The organism is Micromonospora sp. NBC_00821 (assembly GCF_036347035.1).
GTDB classification, from domain to species: Bacteria; Actinomycetota; Actinomycetes; order Mycobacteriales; family Micromonosporaceae; genus Micromonospora; species Micromonospora hortensis.
The window spans coordinates 792,577-808,196 of record NZ_CP108880.1 but is presented as its reverse complement, the minus strand read 5'-3'; the positions used below and the strand labels follow the sequence as shown (position 1 = coordinate 808,196).

14 protein-coding genes are annotated in these 15,620 nt (G+C 70.7%); 4 read left to right on the top strand and 10 right to left on the bottom strand.

Annotation, left to right across the window (positions count from 1 at the left end; translation table 11 throughout):
- The first annotated feature begins 91 nt into the window (after window positions 1-91).
- From OHB44_RS03815 to OHB44_RS03805, 3 genes are read left to right on the top strand one after another with little or no spacing between them, the layout of a single operon-like run.
- Window positions 92-502, top strand: a complete 411-nt coding sequence (locus OHB44_RS03815; RefSeq protein WP_330439632.1) for a hypothetical protein — start codon at window positions 92-94, stop codon at window positions 500-502.
- On the top strand, window positions 499-1,002 hold the full coding sequence (locus OHB44_RS03810; RefSeq protein WP_238683744.1) for a universal stress protein: 504 nt from the start codon (window positions 499-501) through the stop codon (window positions 1,000-1,002). The genes OHB44_RS03815 and OHB44_RS03810 overlap by 4 nt, the downstream gene beginning before the upstream one ends.
- A complete protein-coding gene (locus OHB44_RS03805; protein ID WP_330439631.1) occupies window positions 999-1,451 on the top strand; it encodes an SAV_915 family protein in 453 nt (150 codons plus the stop codon). Before OHB44_RS03810 ends, OHB44_RS03805 begins: the two co-directional genes overlap by 4 nt.
- On the opposite strand, the gene OHB44_RS03800 is transcribed toward OHB44_RS03805, so the two are convergent.
- The 8 genes from OHB44_RS03800 to OHB44_RS03765 all read right to left on the bottom strand — a co-directional run bounded on the left by OHB44_RS03800 (window position 1,355) and on the right by OHB44_RS03765 (window position 13,119).
- Window positions 1,355-3,370, bottom strand: coding sequence for an FAD-dependent oxidoreductase (locus tag OHB44_RS03800; RefSeq protein WP_330439630.1), 2,016 nt, complete (start codon window positions 3,368-3,370; stop codon window positions 1,355-1,357). The genes OHB44_RS03805 and OHB44_RS03800 overlap by 97 nt on opposite strands.
- 103 nt (window positions 3,371-3,473) lie before the next feature.
- Window positions 3,474-4,154: a response regulator gene (locus OHB44_RS03795; RefSeq protein ID WP_238683747.1), complete on the bottom strand. Its 681-nt coding sequence runs from the start codon at window positions 4,152-4,154 to the stop codon at window positions 3,474-3,476.
- Window positions 4,151-6,700 carry a sensor histidine kinase gene (locus OHB44_RS03790; RefSeq protein ID WP_330439629.1) on the bottom strand — a complete coding sequence of 850 codons (2,550 nt, stop codon included), beginning with the start codon at window positions 6,698-6,700 and terminating at the stop codon, window positions 4,151-4,153. The genes OHB44_RS03795 and OHB44_RS03790 overlap by 4 nt, the downstream gene beginning before the upstream one ends.
- A 73-nt stretch (window positions 6,701-6,773) precedes the next feature.
- Window positions 6,774-7,655: a potassium-transporting ATPase subunit C gene (locus OHB44_RS03785; protein ID WP_330439628.1), complete on the bottom strand. Its 882-nt coding sequence runs from the start codon at window positions 7,653-7,655 to the stop codon at window positions 6,774-6,776.
- Window positions 7,655-9,850 carry a potassium-transporting ATPase subunit KdpB gene (gene kdpB / locus OHB44_RS03780; protein WP_238683750.1) on the bottom strand — a complete coding sequence of 732 codons (2,196 nt, stop codon included), beginning with the start codon at window positions 9,848-9,850 and terminating at the stop codon, window positions 7,655-7,657. Before kdpB ends, OHB44_RS03785 begins: the two co-directional genes overlap by 1 nt.
- Window positions 9,851-9,870: 20 nt before the next feature.
- Window positions 9,871-11,526, bottom strand: coding sequence for a potassium-transporting ATPase subunit KdpA (kdpA, locus tag OHB44_RS03775; RefSeq protein ID WP_238683751.1), 1,656 nt, complete (start codon window positions 11,524-11,526; stop codon window positions 9,871-9,873).
- Window positions 11,526-11,615, bottom strand: a complete 90-nt coding sequence (gene kdpF / locus OHB44_RS03770; protein WP_036410889.1) for a K(+)-transporting ATPase subunit F — start codon at window positions 11,613-11,615, stop codon at window positions 11,526-11,528. The genes kdpA and kdpF overlap by 1 nt, the downstream gene beginning before the upstream one ends.
- A 463-nt stretch (window positions 11,616-12,078) precedes the next feature.
- The gene (locus OHB44_RS03765; RefSeq protein ID WP_330439627.1) at window positions 12,079-13,119 is read right to left on the bottom strand and encodes a TRM11 family SAM-dependent methyltransferase; all 1,041 of its coding nucleotides are present in this window, start codon (window positions 13,117-13,119) and stop codon (window positions 12,079-12,081) included.
- Between the two features lie 72 nt (window positions 13,120-13,191).
- Here OHB44_RS03765 and OHB44_RS03760 point away from each other — a divergent pair, with 72 nt between their 5' ends.
- On the top strand, window positions 13,192-14,070 hold the full coding sequence (locus OHB44_RS03760) for a zf-HC2 domain-containing protein (protein ID WP_330439626.1): 879 nt from the start codon (window positions 13,192-13,194) through the stop codon (window positions 14,068-14,070).
- Between the two features lie 9 nt (window positions 14,071-14,079).
- Here OHB44_RS03760 and OHB44_RS03755 read toward each other — a convergent pair whose 3' ends face one another.
- Together OHB44_RS03755 and OHB44_RS03750 are read right to left on the bottom strand one after the other, a co-directional pair.
- Window positions 14,080-14,739, bottom strand: a complete 660-nt coding sequence (locus OHB44_RS03755) for a CGNR zinc finger domain-containing protein (protein WP_330439625.1) — start codon at window positions 14,737-14,739, stop codon at window positions 14,080-14,082.
- 4 nt (window positions 14,740-14,743) lie between these two features.
- Window positions 14,744-15,592 (bottom strand): MBL fold metallo-hydrolase, encoded by an 849-nt coding sequence (locus OHB44_RS03750; protein WP_330439624.1) that lies wholly within the window; start codon window positions 15,590-15,592, stop codon window positions 14,744-14,746.
- Window positions 15,593-15,620: the final 28 nt, after the last annotated feature.

The following is a 15,620-nucleotide window of genomic DNA, read 5'->3' as shown; positions in this document are numbered from 1 at the left end:
GCCGTGAACGCGGCGTCAAGAAATGGCGGTGGCCCGTCGAAACCGCGTATCGACCGGTGTTCCGCAGTCGCGCGGTGGTGACGATGGGTCCATGAGTCCTTGGCGGATGACACGCTGGGAACGCGGCGAGCCGCCACCCGGTACCGACACGGCCAGCGATCCCGGCGAGCCCGTGACAGGAGCGGACGAGCCGGAGCGGCGGCACGAGGCGCTGGTCAGCGTCCGGCTCGGTCCGTCCGCGCCCGGTAGTCACCTGGTGGAGTACCTGCGGCGCGAGCCGTGCGCGGTCGCGGCGTGGTGGATCGCCGCCGACGTCGACGCGGTGGTCCGCCTCTCCGCCGACAGCATCACCGTGCTGCACCGCGCCGTGGCCGACCTGCGCCTGCGCGCCGGGGTGGAGGTGGCGGAGGCCAACTACATCCTGCGCGCGCTCGACCTGACCAGGCCGACCGACCCGCGTACCGCAAAGGAAAGTCCGGCCTGGGTGCGGTCCGCCGCATGAACCGCCGCACTGGTGTTCACCGGATCGTGGTGGGAGTCGACCGCTCGTTCGCCGGGATGCAGGCGCTGCGCCGGGCGATGGGACTGGCCCGCCGCGACGGCGCGCAGGTGGACGCCGTCCGCGCCTGGGTCTTCGCGCCGACGTGGCGGCCTGGCACCCTGACCTGGCGGTGGCAGGACGAGTGCGACCGGGCGGCCCTGGTCTACCTGCGTGGCGTCTTCGACGCGGCGCTCGGTGGCCTGCCCCGGGACGTGACAGTGCGGCTGGTGGCCACTCAGGGGTACGCCGGGCAGGTGCTTGTCGACCACGCGCACCGCGATTCCGATCTGCTGGTCGTCGGCAGCCCGGATCGCGGCCGGTTCGGCCGGTCCCGTGGCCACGTCACCCGATACTGCGTGACCCGTGCGGCCGTGCCGGTCGTCGCGGTGCCCGCGCCGACCTGGGCACGGGCCGCGACGATCCGCCGCTTCGCCCGCGACCTCGAACGATTCAGCCGATGACCAGTGCCCTGGCGCCGCCGCCGGTGACTGCCGCTCTCGCGACACGTGTGGAAAGGACCAACCCGACGATGGACGAGGCCCCGATGATCTTCGCCGTTCCGGTGCGCGACCTGCCGGGACGGCTGATACGGACGGTGCGGACCGGCAGTTCGCCGCAGGGGCAACGGGTGGGCATCGCCTTCACCCGACCGGAGTTACTGGTCGCCGCGATGGGCGCGGAGCAGCAGTGGGAGGAGCTGTGCGAACCCGCACTGCGGGGGATGCTGCGCCCGCTCGGCATCTCGGTGATCCAGGTCGACCCGCTGCTGGTGGCCCCGCCACTTGACCGGGTCGACCCGGCACCCGCCTCCGGTCAGGCGCGTACGAAACGCACCGCGTCCGCGACCACGTGGCCGTCGGTGTCCTCGGTGCGGATCAGCACGCTTCCGTCGCTGCCCGCAGTGAACTGATAGGTGCCCAACGGCACCCACTGACCGCCCGACTGTCGCTGGTTGACCGTCCGGGTGACCAACCCCCCGGAGTACGCGATGTCCACCGGCACGTTCGTCGCGCGGTTCGGGTCTGCGGTCCAGCGCAACTGCACTGTCCACGACCCGGAGGCGGGCAGTGAAGGGCGGAACCGCAGCCGGTTGACGCCCTTGGCGGTGTTGCCGTCGTGCTCGTAGTCCGGGCCGTAGTAGCCGCCGATGCTGGTGCTGCGCAGCCACGTTCCGGCCCTGGTGATGCCGCTGGACGCGGCGTTGTCCAGGATCACCTCGCTGGTGGAGCCCCACTCCAGCACCGCGCCGTCCTGGCGCAGCCGGGTCTGCAGGGTGGGCACGGAGACGGCCTGCACGGCGAGGTTCCCGGCGAGCGCCAGGGACGCCGCTGTGGCAGCGGCCTGCCCGAGGATCATGAACACGGGTTCCATCCGGATCGAGCCGTACGCGATGTGACTCGCCGAGAGACAGACCGGCACCAGCAGGTTGGCGCACTGCGCCTGGTGCGGCACTATCGCGCGGTAGCTCACCGGGTACGGCGCCGGCACGCCGATCTGCACGTCTCCCTCGTTGCGCACCCTGCCGTCGACGACCACCCGCTGACAGTTGTGCGAGTCCATCGTGTAGCTGGCCAGGCCCACGGAGTCGGTGGCGCGTACCCGGCCCCGACAGTCGGCCTCGGTCATCACGTACGCGGAGATCATCCGGCGTGCCTCGCGGATGTAGAGCATCGGTGGCCAGCCGCCGGTGCCGGTGAACTCGTCCACCGGCAGCCCCCACCGGGCCGTCGAGTCGCGGACCGACGCCGGCAGTCGGGGGTCGTTGGCCAGGAACCACATCAGCCCCTGCTGGTAGGTGCGGTGCTCGGCGATGATGCTCTCGCGCGTGGCCCAGCTCGCCGTCGGGTACGCGTAGTTGAAGCCGATGTTGTCGGTCGACACGGCGCCGTTGTTGTTGGAGTCGGTCTTCCCGCCGCCGACCGAGTGGGTGGTGAAGTACGGCCCGGTGTAACCGGCCTGGATGTGCCGCAGCAGCAGCTCGTACCGGATCGGGTCGTACCCGGACGGTTTGCCGAACGGGATCCGGTTGGCCGCCTGGGTCAGGCACATCCGGAAGCAGTACGCCTGGATCTTGTCGTCGCCGCTGCCCTGCGGGGCGAGCGGGGTGGCGGAGATGCCCGGCAGCAACCCACTGGCGGGCGAGCCGGCCGTCACGTACGGGTCGACGGGGTAGGCGAACTGGTGGGTGTTGCGCGACTGCACCCCGTTGATCGTCTCGCCGTAGGTGTCGTTGGACTCCCGCCCGACGGTGAACCCCACCCCGGCCATGGCCAGCAGATCGCCCTCGTAGGTGGCGTCGACGAACACCCCGCCCCGGTAGATCGACCCGTCCTCGGTGCGCAGCTCGGTGATCCGGTTCCCGGTTCGGCCCAGGCCGGCCAGCCGGGCGTCGACGACCACCGGGACGCCCGCCTCGGCCAGCATCTCGGCGAAGACGGCGGTGGCGACGCGCGGTTCGAAGGTCATCCGCAGCGGCGACGTCGGCGTGAGGGTTCCGCCGTGGTACTTCACGTACACCCGGCGGTAGAACTCGGCGGCCAGCCCGCCGATGGACGCCTGGACGCCGGTGTCGGTGGCGCCCAGCCCTGCCGTGCTCAGCCCGCCGACGTGACCGGTGGGCTCCACCACCACTGCGGTGTGGCCGAGCCGGCGCATGGTGATCGCCGCGGCCAGCCCGCCGGAGGTGGCGCCGTAGACGACAAGGTCGGCGGTGGTGACGGCGGCCCGGGCGGGGCCGGCCCGGAACGGGTCGGTGAGACCGGCCAGGACGAGGCCGGCGCCGCCGGCGACGAGCAGCCGACGACGGGACAGGGGCAGGGGCAGGGACACGGCGGAGCTCCCGAGGGGTAACCGGTGAAGGGGACGGTTACAGAAGCACGCCGCTGCCGCTGCGAAAGAAATTCTTCAATCTCTGCGGGCGGGTGTCAACGGTTCACGGCCGGTAGCGGTAACCCATTCCCGGCTCGGTGATGAGGTGGCGGGGGCGGGCCGGGTCGTCCTCCAGCTTGCGTCGCAGCTGGGCCAGGTACTGCCGCAGGTAGTTGGTCTCGTTCTGGTACTCCGGCCCCCACACGTCCTGGAGGAGCTGACGTTGGCTGACCAGCTTGCCGGGGTGGCGCAGCAGCTTCTCCAGCACGCTCCACTGGATGGGGGTCAGCTTGACCTCGGTGCCGTCGTCACGCAGCACGCTGTGGTCGGCCAGGTCGACTGTGTGCTGGCCGATCCGCAGAGCCGGCACCGCTTCGCTGGGCGCGCCCAGGCGGCGGGTCACCGCGCGGATGCGGGCCAGCAGTTCCTCCACCCCGAACGGCTTGGTGACGTAGTCGTCGGCGCCCGCGTCCAGCGCCGCGACCTTGTCCTCGCTGCCGGCCCGGCCGGAGAGCACGATGATCGGCACTGTGGTCCACCCGCGCAGGCCCCGGATCACCTCCACGCCGTCGATGTCGGGCAGGCCGAGGTCCAGCACCACCAGGTCGGGCGGGTGGCTGGCGGCGGCCTTCAACGCGGCGGCCCCGGTGCCGGCGACGTCCACGTCGTACCGGCGGGCGCGCAGGTTGATCCGCAGGGCGCGCAGGATCTGCGGTTCGTCGTCGACGACCAGGATGCGCGTCATTCCTGCGGCCCCTCCGAGCTGGTCGGCGCGGCGGGCAGCCGCAGCACCATGGTGAGCCCACCGCCGGGGGTGGTCTCCGGGGTGATGCTGCCACCCATCGCCTCGGCCAACCCCCGGGACAGGGCAAGACCGAGACCGACACCCGTCTGGTTGTCCCGGTCGCCGAGACGTTGGAACGGCAGGAAGACGTGCTCCCACTGATCTTCCGGGATGCCCGGCCCCCGGTCGATCACCCGCAGCTCCACCTGACCGGCGTGGGCGCTGGCGGTGATCGTGGGCGGTTGGTCCGGCGGGCTGTAGCGCAGCGCGTTGGCGACGATGTTGACAAGCACCCGTTCCAGCAGGCCCGGGTCGGCGGTGGCGGCCGGCAGGTCGGCCGGGATGTCCGTGCCGACCGTCGCGGCCACCGGGCCAAGTTCGTCCAACGCCAGGGGTACGGCGTCCTCCAGGCCGATCGCTGTCGCCGAGATGCCCAGCACGCCCGCCTGGAGCCGGCTCATGTCCAGGAGGTTGCCGACCAGCCGGGCGAGACGGTCCAGTGACTCCTCGGCGGTCTCCAGCAACTCCTCGCGGTCGGACTCGTCGAACTCGATGTCGTGGCTGCGCAGGCTGGTCACTGCCGCCTTCGCGGACGCCAGTGGCGTACGCAGGTCGTGGCTGACCGCCGCGAGCAGCGCGGTGCGCATCCGGTCGGCGGCGGCGAGGGGCCGGGCGGTGGCGGCCTCCTGGGCGAGCCGTTCCTGTCGCAGCGCGACGGCGGCCTGGGCGGCGAACGCCTCGACGATCCGCCGGTCGGCGGCCTCCAACCGCCGGCCGCTGAGCACGACGGTGATCCGGTCGTCGACCGGTACCGCCGTCTCGCCAGCGTCGGGCGTGCAGGCCGGCTGCTCGCCGACGCTGGCCACCACACACCAGGCGTGCTCCTCGCGGGCCCGCTCCGGTCGCCCGCTGGCCTCCTCGGCCAACTCCAGCACGCTCACCGCGCGGAGCCCGAACGTTTCCCGGAGCTGATCCAGCAGGGCGGGCAGCGGACGTTCGCCGCGCAGCACGCCACCGGCGACGGCGGCGAGGGTCTGCGCGTCGGCGGCGGCCCGCGCGGCTTCCCGGGTACGACGGGCGGCCACGTCGACGATCCAGCTCACCGCGAGGGCCACCCCGACGAAGACGGCCAGGGCGAGCAGATTGTCCGCCTCGGCGATGGTCAGCGTGCGGAAGGGCGGGGTGAAGAACCAGTTGAGCAGCAGCGAGCCGCCGAGCGCGGCGACCAGGGCCGGCCACACCCCACCGACCAGCGCGACCCCGACGACCCCGGCGAGGAACAGCAGGATGTCGTTCGTCAGCGTCAGGTCCGGCAGGGTCTTCAGCAGCACTGTGAGCAGCGGCATGCCCAGCACCGCCAGGCCGAAGCCAAGCAGCCGGCGGCGTCGGGACAGCGCCGCCGGTACCGCCGCCGCCCGGCGGCCCTTGCCGGCCTGCTTGTGGGTGACCAGGTGCACGTCGATCGAGCCGGACAGCGCTGTGGTGGTCACCCCGACGCCTCTGGCGAAGATCTGCGCGAGGCGACCCCGCCGGCTGGCTCCGAGCACCAACTGGGTGGCGTTCACGCCCTGAGCGAAGTCCAGCAGCGCGGCCGGCACGTCGGTGCCGAGCACCTGGTGGTACGTGCCGCCGAGGCTCTCCACCAGCACTCGTTGCCGGGCCAACTGGGCCGGGTCGGCACCGGCCAGGCCGTCGCTGCGGGCCACGTGCACGGCGAGCAGGTCGGCGCCCTTGCTGCGGGCCGCGACCCGGGCCGCCCGACGGATCAGCGTCTCACCCTCCGGGCCACCGGTCAGCGCGACCACTACCCGTTCCCGGGCCTCCCAGGTGGCAGCGATCCCCTGCTGGCTGCGGTAGCGGTCGAGCTGTTCGTCGACCTTGTCGGCCAGCCAGAGCAGCGCCAGCTCGCGCAGCGCGGTGAGGTTGCCGACCCGGAAGTAGTTGCCCAACGCGGCGTCGATCTTGTCGGGTCGGTAGATGTTGCCGTGCGCCATCCGCCGCCGCAGCGCTTCCGGGGTCATGTCGACAAGCTCGACCTGCTCGGCGGCGCGGACGATCTCGTCCGGCACTGTCTCCCGCTGGGTGGTGCCGGTGATCTGCGCGACGACGTCGTTCACCGACTCCAGGTGCTGCACGTTGACAGTGGACAGCACGTCGATCCCCGCGTCGAGCAGCTCCTGGATGTCCTGCCAGCGCTTGTCGTGCCGGGAACCGGGCACGTTGCTGTGTGCCAGCTCGTCGACGACAGCGATCTGTGGCCGGCGGGCCAGCACCGCGTCCAGGTCCATCTCGGTGAACGCCGCGCCGCGGTAGTCAATGGTCCGGCGGGGCACCTGCTCCAGGTCGCCGAGCATCGCGGCGGTGTGTTGACGGCCGTGGGTCTCCACGAAACCGATCACCACGTCGGTGCCGCGCGCGGCCCGCCGCTGGGCCTCCTCCAACATGGCGTACGTCTTCCCGACGCCGGGGGCGGCACCGAGATAGATGCGCAGTTCTCCGCGTGGCACGGGGACCATCCTCCCTGGTCAGATCGGCGGGCGGGGCCGCGCCCGGTTGGCACGGCCCCGCCCGCGAAGGTGCTCAGCGTGCGGCGAACTGCTTGTCGAGGGCGAGGTTGAGCTCCAACACGTTGACGCCGGGCGCGCCCATGAAGCCGAGCCCGCGCCCGTCGGTGTGCTCCTCGACCAGCTTGCGGACCGCCGCCGGGTCCGCGCCGCGCTCCCGCGCGACCCGGTTCACCTGCAGTTCGGCGTACGCCGGGCTGATCTGCGGGTCGAGACCGCTGGCGCTGGCGGTGACCGCGTCGGCGGGCACCGCCGGGTCGGCGGGCGCGTCGCCCCGGATCGGGGTGACCACGCCACCGGCGGCCACGTAGTCCTCGCCGGGCTGGGCCACCTCCACCGACACCCCCTCATAAGAGGAGACGAACGGCGTCGACGGGGCGGCCTGGTTGACGCTGACCACCCGAGTGACAGTGCCGGTCAGGCCGTCGGCGCGGAAGACCGCCAGGACGGCGCCCACCCCGTCGTCGGTGCAGTACGGGCGCCGGCCGTCGACGCCGTTGAGCTCGCCGACCGACTTGCTGCGCCCACACACCTGGGTGAGCAGGCTCTCGCTGGATTCCTCCGGGTCGGTGGCGATGGTGTCGACAACGCTCTCCGGGCCCAGGTTGCTGGCGGACGTGGAGGTCGGGTCGTAGCCGTCGCCGGCGGCGGAGGGGCGGGACTGGAAGTACCGGGCGACGGGGTTGCCGTCGGCGTCGGTGAAGGACTGACCGATCAGCGCGCTACCGACGGTCGTCCCTCCCGAGGAGATCAGCGAGCCGTCGGCCTTGTGGTTGAGGCCGGGTAGCTGACCGAGCGCTACCAGGGCCAGTGGGTAGACCAGGCCGAGCAGCACGGTGAAGACGAGTACGGCGCGCAGCGCGGCGAGGTGTTGGGCGATCCAGGTAGGTAGGCGCATCACGAAATCCCCGGGATGAACTGGATGAGCAGGTCGATGAGTTTGATCCCGATGAACGGCACGATGATGCCGCCCAGCCCGTAGACCAGCAGGTTGCGGCTGAGCAGCTTCGACGCGGCGGCCGGCCGGTACCGCACGCCACGCAGGGCGAGCGGGATCAGCGCGATGATCACCAGGGCGTTGAAGATGACAGCGGACAGGATCGCCGACTCCGGGCTGGACAACCGCATGATGTTCAGCGCGTCCAGGCTCGGGTAGAGGCCGGCGAACATGGCCGGGATGATCGCGAAGTACTTCGCGATGTCGTTGGCGATGCTGAAGGTGGTCAGCGCGCCACGGGTGATCAGCAACTGCTTGCCGATCTCCACGATCTCGATCAGCTTGGTCGGGTCGGAGTCGAGGTCGACCATGTTGCCGGCCTCCTTGGCGGCCGACGTGCCGGTGTTCATGGCCACCCCGACGTCGGCCTGCGCGAGCGCCGGCGCGTCGTTGGTGCCGTCACCGGTCATCGCGACCAGCCGGCCACCCTCCTGCTCCCGCTTGATCAGCGCGAGCTTGTCCTCCGGTGTCGCCTCGGCCAGGAAGTCGTCCACCCCGGCCTCGTCGGCGATCGCCTTCGCGGTCCGCGGGTTGTCGCCGGTGATCATCACGGTTCGGATGCCCATCCGGCGCATCTCGTCGAACCGCTCCCGCATGCCGGACTTGACCACGTCCTTGAGGTGGATGACGCCAAGCGCTCGGGCGGGCGCACCGTCGACGTGCTCGGCGACCACCAGCGGGGTGCCGCCGGTGCCGCTGATCGCGTCCACGATCTCGCCGACCTGCTCGGTCGGGTGGCCCCCGTTCTCCCGTACCCACTTCATCACCGCGGCGGCGGCGCCCTTGCGGACCCGGCGGGCGGTGCCCACCGCGCCGGCGTCCACGCTGGCGTCCGGTGTGAGGTCGACGCCGCTCATCCGGGTCTGCGCGGTGAACGGTACGAAGGTGGCGTGCGGCATCACGCCCGGCTCACGCTCGCGCAGCCCGAACTCGTTCTTCGCCAGGACGACCACCGAGCGCCCCTCCGGGGTCTCGTCGGCCAGGCTGGACAGCTGCGCGGCGTCGGCCAGGGCCGCGGGGTCGACCCCCTCGACGGGTACGAACTCGGCGGCCTGCCGGTTGCCCAGCGTGATGGTGCCGGTCTTGTCCAGCAGCAGGGTGTTGACGTCGCCGGCCGCCTCGACGGCCCGGCCGCTCATGGCCAGGACGTTGCGCTGCACCAGCCGGTCCATGCCGGCGATGCCGATGGCGGAGAGCAGCGCGCCGATGGTGGTGGGGATCAGGCAGACCAGCAGCGAGATCAGCACCACGCCGGTCACACCGGAGTCGGTGATCGCCCCGCTGTCCGGCGCGGCCGCCTGGTACGCCTTGGAGAAGATGGCCAGCGGCTGGAGGGTGACCACGGCCAGCAGGAAGATGACAGTGAGCGCGGCGAGCAGAATGTTCAGCGCGATCTCGTTCGGCGTCTTCTGCCGGTTGGCCCCCTCGACCAGGGCGATCATCCGGTCGATGAAGCTCTCCCCCGGCTTCTGGGTGATCTTCACGATGATCTGGTCGGAGAGCACCTTGGTGCCGCCGGTGACCGCGCTGCGGTCGCCGCCGGACTCCCGGATGACCGGGGCCGATTCGCCGGTGATGGCCGACTCGTCGACGCTGGCGATGCCCTCGACGATGTCGCCGTCGCCGGGGATGATGCCGCCCGCCTCGACGAGCACGACGTCACCCTGACGCAGGTCCGGCGCCGGCACCGCCTCATCGCGGTAGGTGTTGGCCCGCGCGCCCGGCTTCCAGTCGATCAGCCGGGTGGCGATGGTGTCCTTCTTCGCCTGCCGCAGGGTCGCGGCCTGGGCCTTGCCCCGGCCCTCGGCGACCGCCTCGGCCAGGTTGGCGAAGACCACTGTCAGCCAGAGCCAGATGGTGATCGCCCAGGCGAACACCGACGGGTCGATCACCGCCAGGACCGTGGTGAAGGCCGCGCCGACCTCCACGATCAGCATCACCGGGTTGCGCCAGAGCGTGCTGGGGTTGAGCTTGCGTACCGCGTCCGGCAGGGACCGGATCAACTGCTTGGGGTCGAGCAGGCCCCCGCCGATCCGGTTGCCCTGGGTGGCGGGCGTGCCGGGGAGTTGCTCTGTCGGGGCGGACGTGACGGACATGTCCTCGTTCCTCATGATGGTCAGAGCCCCTCTGCCAGCGGACCGAGCGCGAGCGCGGGCAGGAAGGTCAGCGCGACGAGGACCACTGTGACGCCGACGACCATGCCGATGAACAGCGGTCGGTGGGTCGGCAGGGTGCCCTCGGACGCGGGGGTGGGTGCCTGGCGGGCCAGCGAGCCGGCCAACGCGAGCACGAAGATGAGCGGCAGGAACCGGCCCAGCAGCATGCACAACCCGAGCGCGGTGTCCCACCAGGTCGTGTTGACGGTGATGCCGCCGAACGCCGAGCCGTTGTTGTTGCTGGCCGAGGTGAACGCGTACAGCACCTCGGAGAGGCCGTGCGGGCCGACGTTGAGCGCCGTAGAGTTGTTGCCGGTGCCGAACGCCGCAGCCGTGCCGACGAGCACCAGGATCGGCGTGATCAGGAAGTAGAGCGAGGCGAACTTGATCTCGCGCGACCCGATCTTCTTGCCCAGGTACTCGGGAGTGCGGCCCACCATCAGCCCGGCCACGAAGACCGTGATCACCGCGAGGATGAGCAGGCCGTACAGCCCCGAACCGGTGCCGCCCGGCGCGACCTCGCCGAGCATCATGTTGACCATCGTCATCATGCCGCCGAGCGAGGTGAACGAATCGTGGAACGAGTTCACCGCACCGGTCGAGGTGAGCGTGGTGGCGGCGGCGAAGGTGGCCGAGTTCGACACGTCGAACCGCACCTCCTTGCCCTCCATCGCCGCGCCGACCGCCTGCGGCACCGTGCCGTGGCCGGCCAGCTCGAAGATGTTGGTGATGGCGACGCTGAGGAACGCGAGGATGCCCATCACCGCGGCGATGGCGTAGCCCTGCCGGTTCTGCCCGACCATCCGGCCGAAGACCCGGGGCAGACTGAACGGGATCAGGAGGATCAGGAAGATCTCCAGCCAGTTCGTCCAGGTGGTGGGGTTCTCGAACGGGTGCGCGCTGTTGACGTTGTAGAAGCCGCCACCGTTGGTGCCCAGCTCCTTGATCACTTCCTGGCTGGCGACCGGACCACCGGTGATGGTCTGGGTGCCACCGGTCAGCGTGCTCACGTCGGTGCCGGCGGACAGGTTCTGCACCGCCCCGCCGATCATCAGCGCGATGGCGCCGAGCACCGCGATCGGCAGCAGGATCCGCAGCGTGATCCGGGTCAGGTCGACCCAGAAGTTGCCGAGCTGCCCGGTACGACTGCGGGCGAAGCCGCGTACCAACGCGACAGCCACCGCGATGCCGACCGCCGCCGAGACGAAGTTCTGCACGGCCAGGCCGGCCATCTGCACCAGGTGACCCATCGTCGACTCACCCGAGTACGACTGCCAGTTCGTGTTGGTCACGAACGACACGGCCGTGTTCCACGCGCCGTGCGGCACCACCGGGTCGAATCCCAGCGACAGCCACAGGTGGTTCTGCACCCGTTGGAACAGGTACAGGAACAGGATCGAGACCGCGGAGAACGCCAGCACGCTGCGGGCGTACACGCCCCAGGTCTGCTCGGCGGCCGGGTTGACCCCGACCAGACGGAAGACGCCCCGCTCGACCCGCGACTGCTTCGTGCCGGAGACCGCCCGGAACATGTAGTCGCCGAACGGCTTGTAGACGGCGACCAGGGCCGCCACCAGCGTCAACACGAAGATGACGCCCGCTGTTGTCATGGTCATCAGAAGCGCTCCGGAAACAGCAGGGCGAACACCAGGAACGCGCCCAGGACGACCGCGAGCACCAGACCGACGGCGTTGACAGCGTTCACAGCTTCTCCACCGCCCGAACCACCAGGGCGAGCACTGCGAACAGCACCACCGTCAGGACCACGAACACCACGTCAGACACGCTGACTCCTCAGCCGGAAAGGTTCGTCGCGACCGCCTTCCGGTCGCGCCGGGCAATCAAAGCCCCACCACCCGCCGGACGGCAGGGGTCATAACGCGACCATGACGGCGGCGGACCCTTTCTTGACGTGGTTTTCACACCTGCGCACTGAACAGGTGAAATGCGGCACAGACCCTCGGTGGCCCGCGAGGTCAGGACCGGTTGTCCGCCCTTTGCTCTGCACCCGCGGAGGCGACACTTGCTCTGCACCCGGGGAGGCGACACTCACGGTCTGTAGCTGGCGCCTCCGCGGGTGCAGAGCAAAGGGGAAAAAGCACGACAGAGACCAGGCGCGACCCGGAAGGGGTGCCTCATGGCACGGCGGGGCGGAGGTGCGAGGCCCGTCAGGCCGGGCGGCGGGCCACCAGCACGTCGCGCATGATCGACTGGTCCACCCGGTGCCGCAGCGCGCGGTAGGGCTCGGCGTCGACAACTGTCAGGCCGGCGTCGGCCAACGCCGCCGCCGCGTCGTCCCGGCTGGCGACGTGGGTGTTCCAGGAGACCCCGAGCGCACCACCGGGACGCAACAACCGGGCCCAGATCGGCGCGGCGTCCGCGAGCAACGCCAGCGGGTCTCGGGTCAACCCCTGCCCAGCGGTACGACTGCCGTGCTGCACGCCGTACGGCACGTCGGCGACGACCAGGTCCACCGTCTCCGGGCGGAAGAACTCCGCCGAGCGGGCGGTGTCGGCGTTGACCACGTCCAGCAACTGCGTCTGGCCGGCCTTGTGCTCCTCGCGGGTCGGCGCCAACTCGATCCGCACCCGCCGGCCGACCACCTTGCGCTCCCGCCGCACCGGTCCCGACTCCAGCACCCGGTGCTTGACCCGCTTCTGCTTCAGCCAGGTCGTGATGAACGCCCGGTACGCCTCGACGTCCTTCTGATCGCGCTCGACCCCGGCGGCGTCGAAGCCGTACATGAGCGCCTGGTTGAGGGTGGTGCCCCGACCACAGAGCGGATCGAGCACCCGAAACCGGCGGCTGGTCATCTCGGCGGCCCAGTCCGAGGCGAGCAGTGTCACGTTGAGCAGCAGCTTGGTGAACTGCTCATTGGTCTTGCCCGGGTACTTCTGGATGGTGAGCAGATCGTCGTCGTAGCGGTCCAGACGGCTCCACTCGATCGGCCGCAACAGCTCACCGACGATCTCGAACAACGCGTACCCGGCAGAGAGGTTGCCCAGGACGGCCAGATCACGCTCGGTCAGCCCGTCGCCGGTGAACGTGATGTACGACGCCCCTCCGACGACCTCGGTGTCCAACTCGCCGATCCGGCCGTCCAGCGCCGAGCGGCCGAAGATCTCCAGCTCGGCTCGGGTGAGGTCGACGGCGGCGCGGGCGTACACCCGGTTGGTGGCGGGCAGGATCAGCAGGCCGTAACGCGTCATGATCCGGCGAGTATTCCACAACCAGTCACTGTCGCCGGGAACCGGAGCGGCTGCCGGAGCGACTACCGGTACATGGGGTGTGAGCAGTGGCGGGAGGTCCTGTCCGCGCAGTTGGACCGGGAGGAGACCGCCGCCGAACTGACGGCGGTGCAGGGGCACCTCGACGGGTGTGCCGAATGCCGGGCCTGGTTCACGGCGGCGGCCGCGGTGACCCGTCGGGTTCGTACCCGATTGGTGGTTGAGGTGCCCGACCGGACGGCGGCGATCCTTGCCGCGGCCAGCGCGGCTCCGGCCCGCCAGTCACTGTGGCGGCGTGGCCCGCTGGTCGCCGGCCTGCGAAAGGCGCCCGGGCGGGGCCGGCTCGCCGCCGGATTGCGCGCGGCGTTCGGACGTGGCCCGCTCGTCGCCGGCCTGCGGTCGGCACTCGGGCTGCTCGGCGCGGTGCAACTGGTGCTCGGCCTGGCCCAGGTGGGCCGGGGCGCGACCGCCGACCACCTGCACCCCACCGGCCAGCACCTGTGGCACGAGTCGGCGGCGTGGAACGTGGCAGTGGGCGCGGGCTTCCTCTTCGTGGCGCTGCGCCGCAGCCCACCCGCCGGGCTGCTGCCAATGCTCAGCGCGTTCGTCGGCACGTTGCTGCTGCTGTCGGTAAACGACCTGGCCACCGGTTCGGTGGGCGGGGAACGGCTGATCAGCCACGGCTTCCTGGTGGTCGGCTACCTGATCACCGTGCTGCTGTCCCGCCCCGGCCTGCGCCCCGGAGGCCCGGCACCGCAGCGGCAGCCGACACCGTCGCGCTGGCGATTCGGGTCCGACGAGGTGGACCGGCCGCTGCGGGTGGTAGGCCCCGAGTCCTATCCGGCGCAGGCCGCCGATCGCTTCGCCGCCCCGGCGGCGCATGCCGGTCGATCCACCCGCACCGGCGAGGCCGAGGAACGCCGGGCCGCCTGATCGGCTGAGTCAGTCCACCTGCCGCTGCCGCGCCCGGTGGGCGCGCAGGTTGGTGGGGTGCCCACAGGCCCGTACGGAGTGCCAGACTCCGCTGTTGTTGCGTGAACGGTCGTAGAACGCCACTCGGCAGCGGGGGTTGCGGCAGGTCTTGATCCGCCGTCCGACGTCGGCGAGCTGCGCCTCGAACAGCGTGGCGAGGACGAGCGAGACCAGCAGATCGGCACCGACCCCGGCCGGGTCGAGGTGGACGGATCCGCCTCGATCGAGCCGGAGGGTGGCACCGCTGGTACGAGATCCGGTCGAAACCCGGTCCGACGCCGTGACGGGTTGCCCGGGGTCGGGCGTGACGTGGAGCCTGGCATCGATCTCGTCCAGCAACTCCTCGCGAAAGATCCGTAGTGCCCGGAGCCCCTCGGCGTCGAGCGTGACGTCGGGCGCCGGGCGCCCGGTGGCCGTCGACCACTGCCCGACGGCCACCCGTGCCCACTCGGTAGCGCTGCCCAGATCGTCCAGGAGGTCCGGATGCCGTGGCGCGCCGGCCGAGATCGTGTTCAGTAGATCCTGGACGAGACCGAGGCCGCCCGGGGCGTGGTCGATGCCGTACCTCGCGGTGGCGATCCACGGCCCGGCCACCGCATCTGCCGTGCGTTCGGGCATGGAAGGCGTCATCAGCTCACTTCCCGAGCAGGGCAAGTGCCCCGTACCACGCCGGTCCCGGATTCACCCAGTCTGGGTAGAGCCGCACCATCTCGTCGAAGAACTCGCGGGCGGTCGACTTCTCGGCCAGCAGTCGCTCCACGTTCAGCAGGTACTTCCGGGTCAGGTCGATGCTTGCCGGGTCGTCGGGGCGGTTCCGATTCTTGTGGCCGGCGACGACTGCGCGCGGTGCGAGCGCTTCGACGCGGTCGAGGGCGTCGAGCCAATGCCGTAGGCCGCCGTCGACCGTCTCCACGATGTACTGGTGAACCCCGTTGTAGACCACGTCACCGGCCACCACCAGGCCGATCGACGGAACGTGCAGGACGGTGGTCTGATCGGTGTCGGTGTGTCCGGTCTCGACGGGCTGGACGAGATTGCCCTCGAGCAGCAACCCTTCGGCCGGCACGGGCACCGCGTCGACTGGCGACGCCGGGATGAGGCCGGGGAAGACCCGGTCGAACAACTCACTTCGTCCGACGGTGGCCTGCTGGTGCATGACCTCGATGGTGCCGGGCGTCGCGTAGGTGACCGCGCCGGGGAAGCGCTTGACCAGCTCACCCGCGCCGAACCAGTGGTCGCCATGCCCGTGGGTGGCGTAGATGCACGTCAGCCGCTTACCCGACTGTGCGATCCAGTCGCCCACCTTCGAGATCTGCTCATGGGTGAACGGTGGATCCACGAGGAGCGCCTCCTCGGCTCCGAAGATCAACGTTGAAGAGACCGGATTCCAGTGGATCCGTGACCCGTCCGGCATGCGTTGGTCACCCGCTCGCACCGGACCGTCCGAGACGAAGACCTCGTAGGACAGGGCAGCTGTGGTCATGTCTCCTCCTCGGTGACTCGATCGCCCG

Excerpts from the sequence above, each read along its gene's own strand:
- OHB44_RS03815 (WP_330439632.1), top strand. The coding sequence starts at position 92 with ATGAGTCCTTGGCGGATGACACGCTGGGAACGCGGCGAGCCGCCACCC.
- OHB44_RS03810 (WP_238683744.1), top strand. The coding sequence starts at position 499 with ATGAACCGCCGCACTGGTGTTCACCGGATCGTGGTGGGAGTCGACCGC.
- OHB44_RS03805 (WP_330439631.1), top strand. The coding sequence starts at position 999 with ATGACCAGTGCCCTGGCGCCGCCGCCGGTGACTGCCGCTCTCGCGACA.
- OHB44_RS03795 (WP_238683747.1), bottom strand. The coding sequence starts at position 4,154 with ATGACGCGCATCCTGGTCGTCGACGACGAACCGCAGATCCTGCGCGCC.
- OHB44_RS03785 (WP_330439628.1), bottom strand. The coding sequence starts at position 7,655 with ATGCGCCTACCTACCTGGATCGCCCAACACCTCGCCGCGCTGCGCGCC.
- kdpB (WP_238683750.1), bottom strand. The coding sequence starts at position 9,850 with ATGTCCGTCACGTCCGCCCCGACAGAGCAACTCCCCGGCACGCCCGCC.
- kdpA (WP_238683751.1), bottom strand. The coding sequence starts at position 11,526 with ATGACCATGACAACAGCGGGCGTCATCTTCGTGTTGACGCTGGTGGCG.
- OHB44_RS03765 (WP_330439627.1), bottom strand. The coding sequence starts at position 13,119 with ATGACGCGTTACGGCCTGCTGATCCTGCCCGCCACCAACCGGGTGTAC.
- OHB44_RS03760 (WP_330439626.1), top strand. The coding sequence starts at position 13,192 with ATGGGGTGTGAGCAGTGGCGGGAGGTCCTGTCCGCGCAGTTGGACCGG.
- OHB44_RS03755 (WP_330439625.1), bottom strand. The coding sequence starts at position 14,739 with ATGACGCCTTCCATGCCCGAACGCACGGCAGATGCGGTGGCCGGGCCG.
- OHB44_RS03750 (WP_330439624.1), bottom strand. The coding sequence starts at position 15,592 with ATGACCACAGCTGCCCTGTCCTACGAGGTCTTCGTCTCGGACGGTCCG.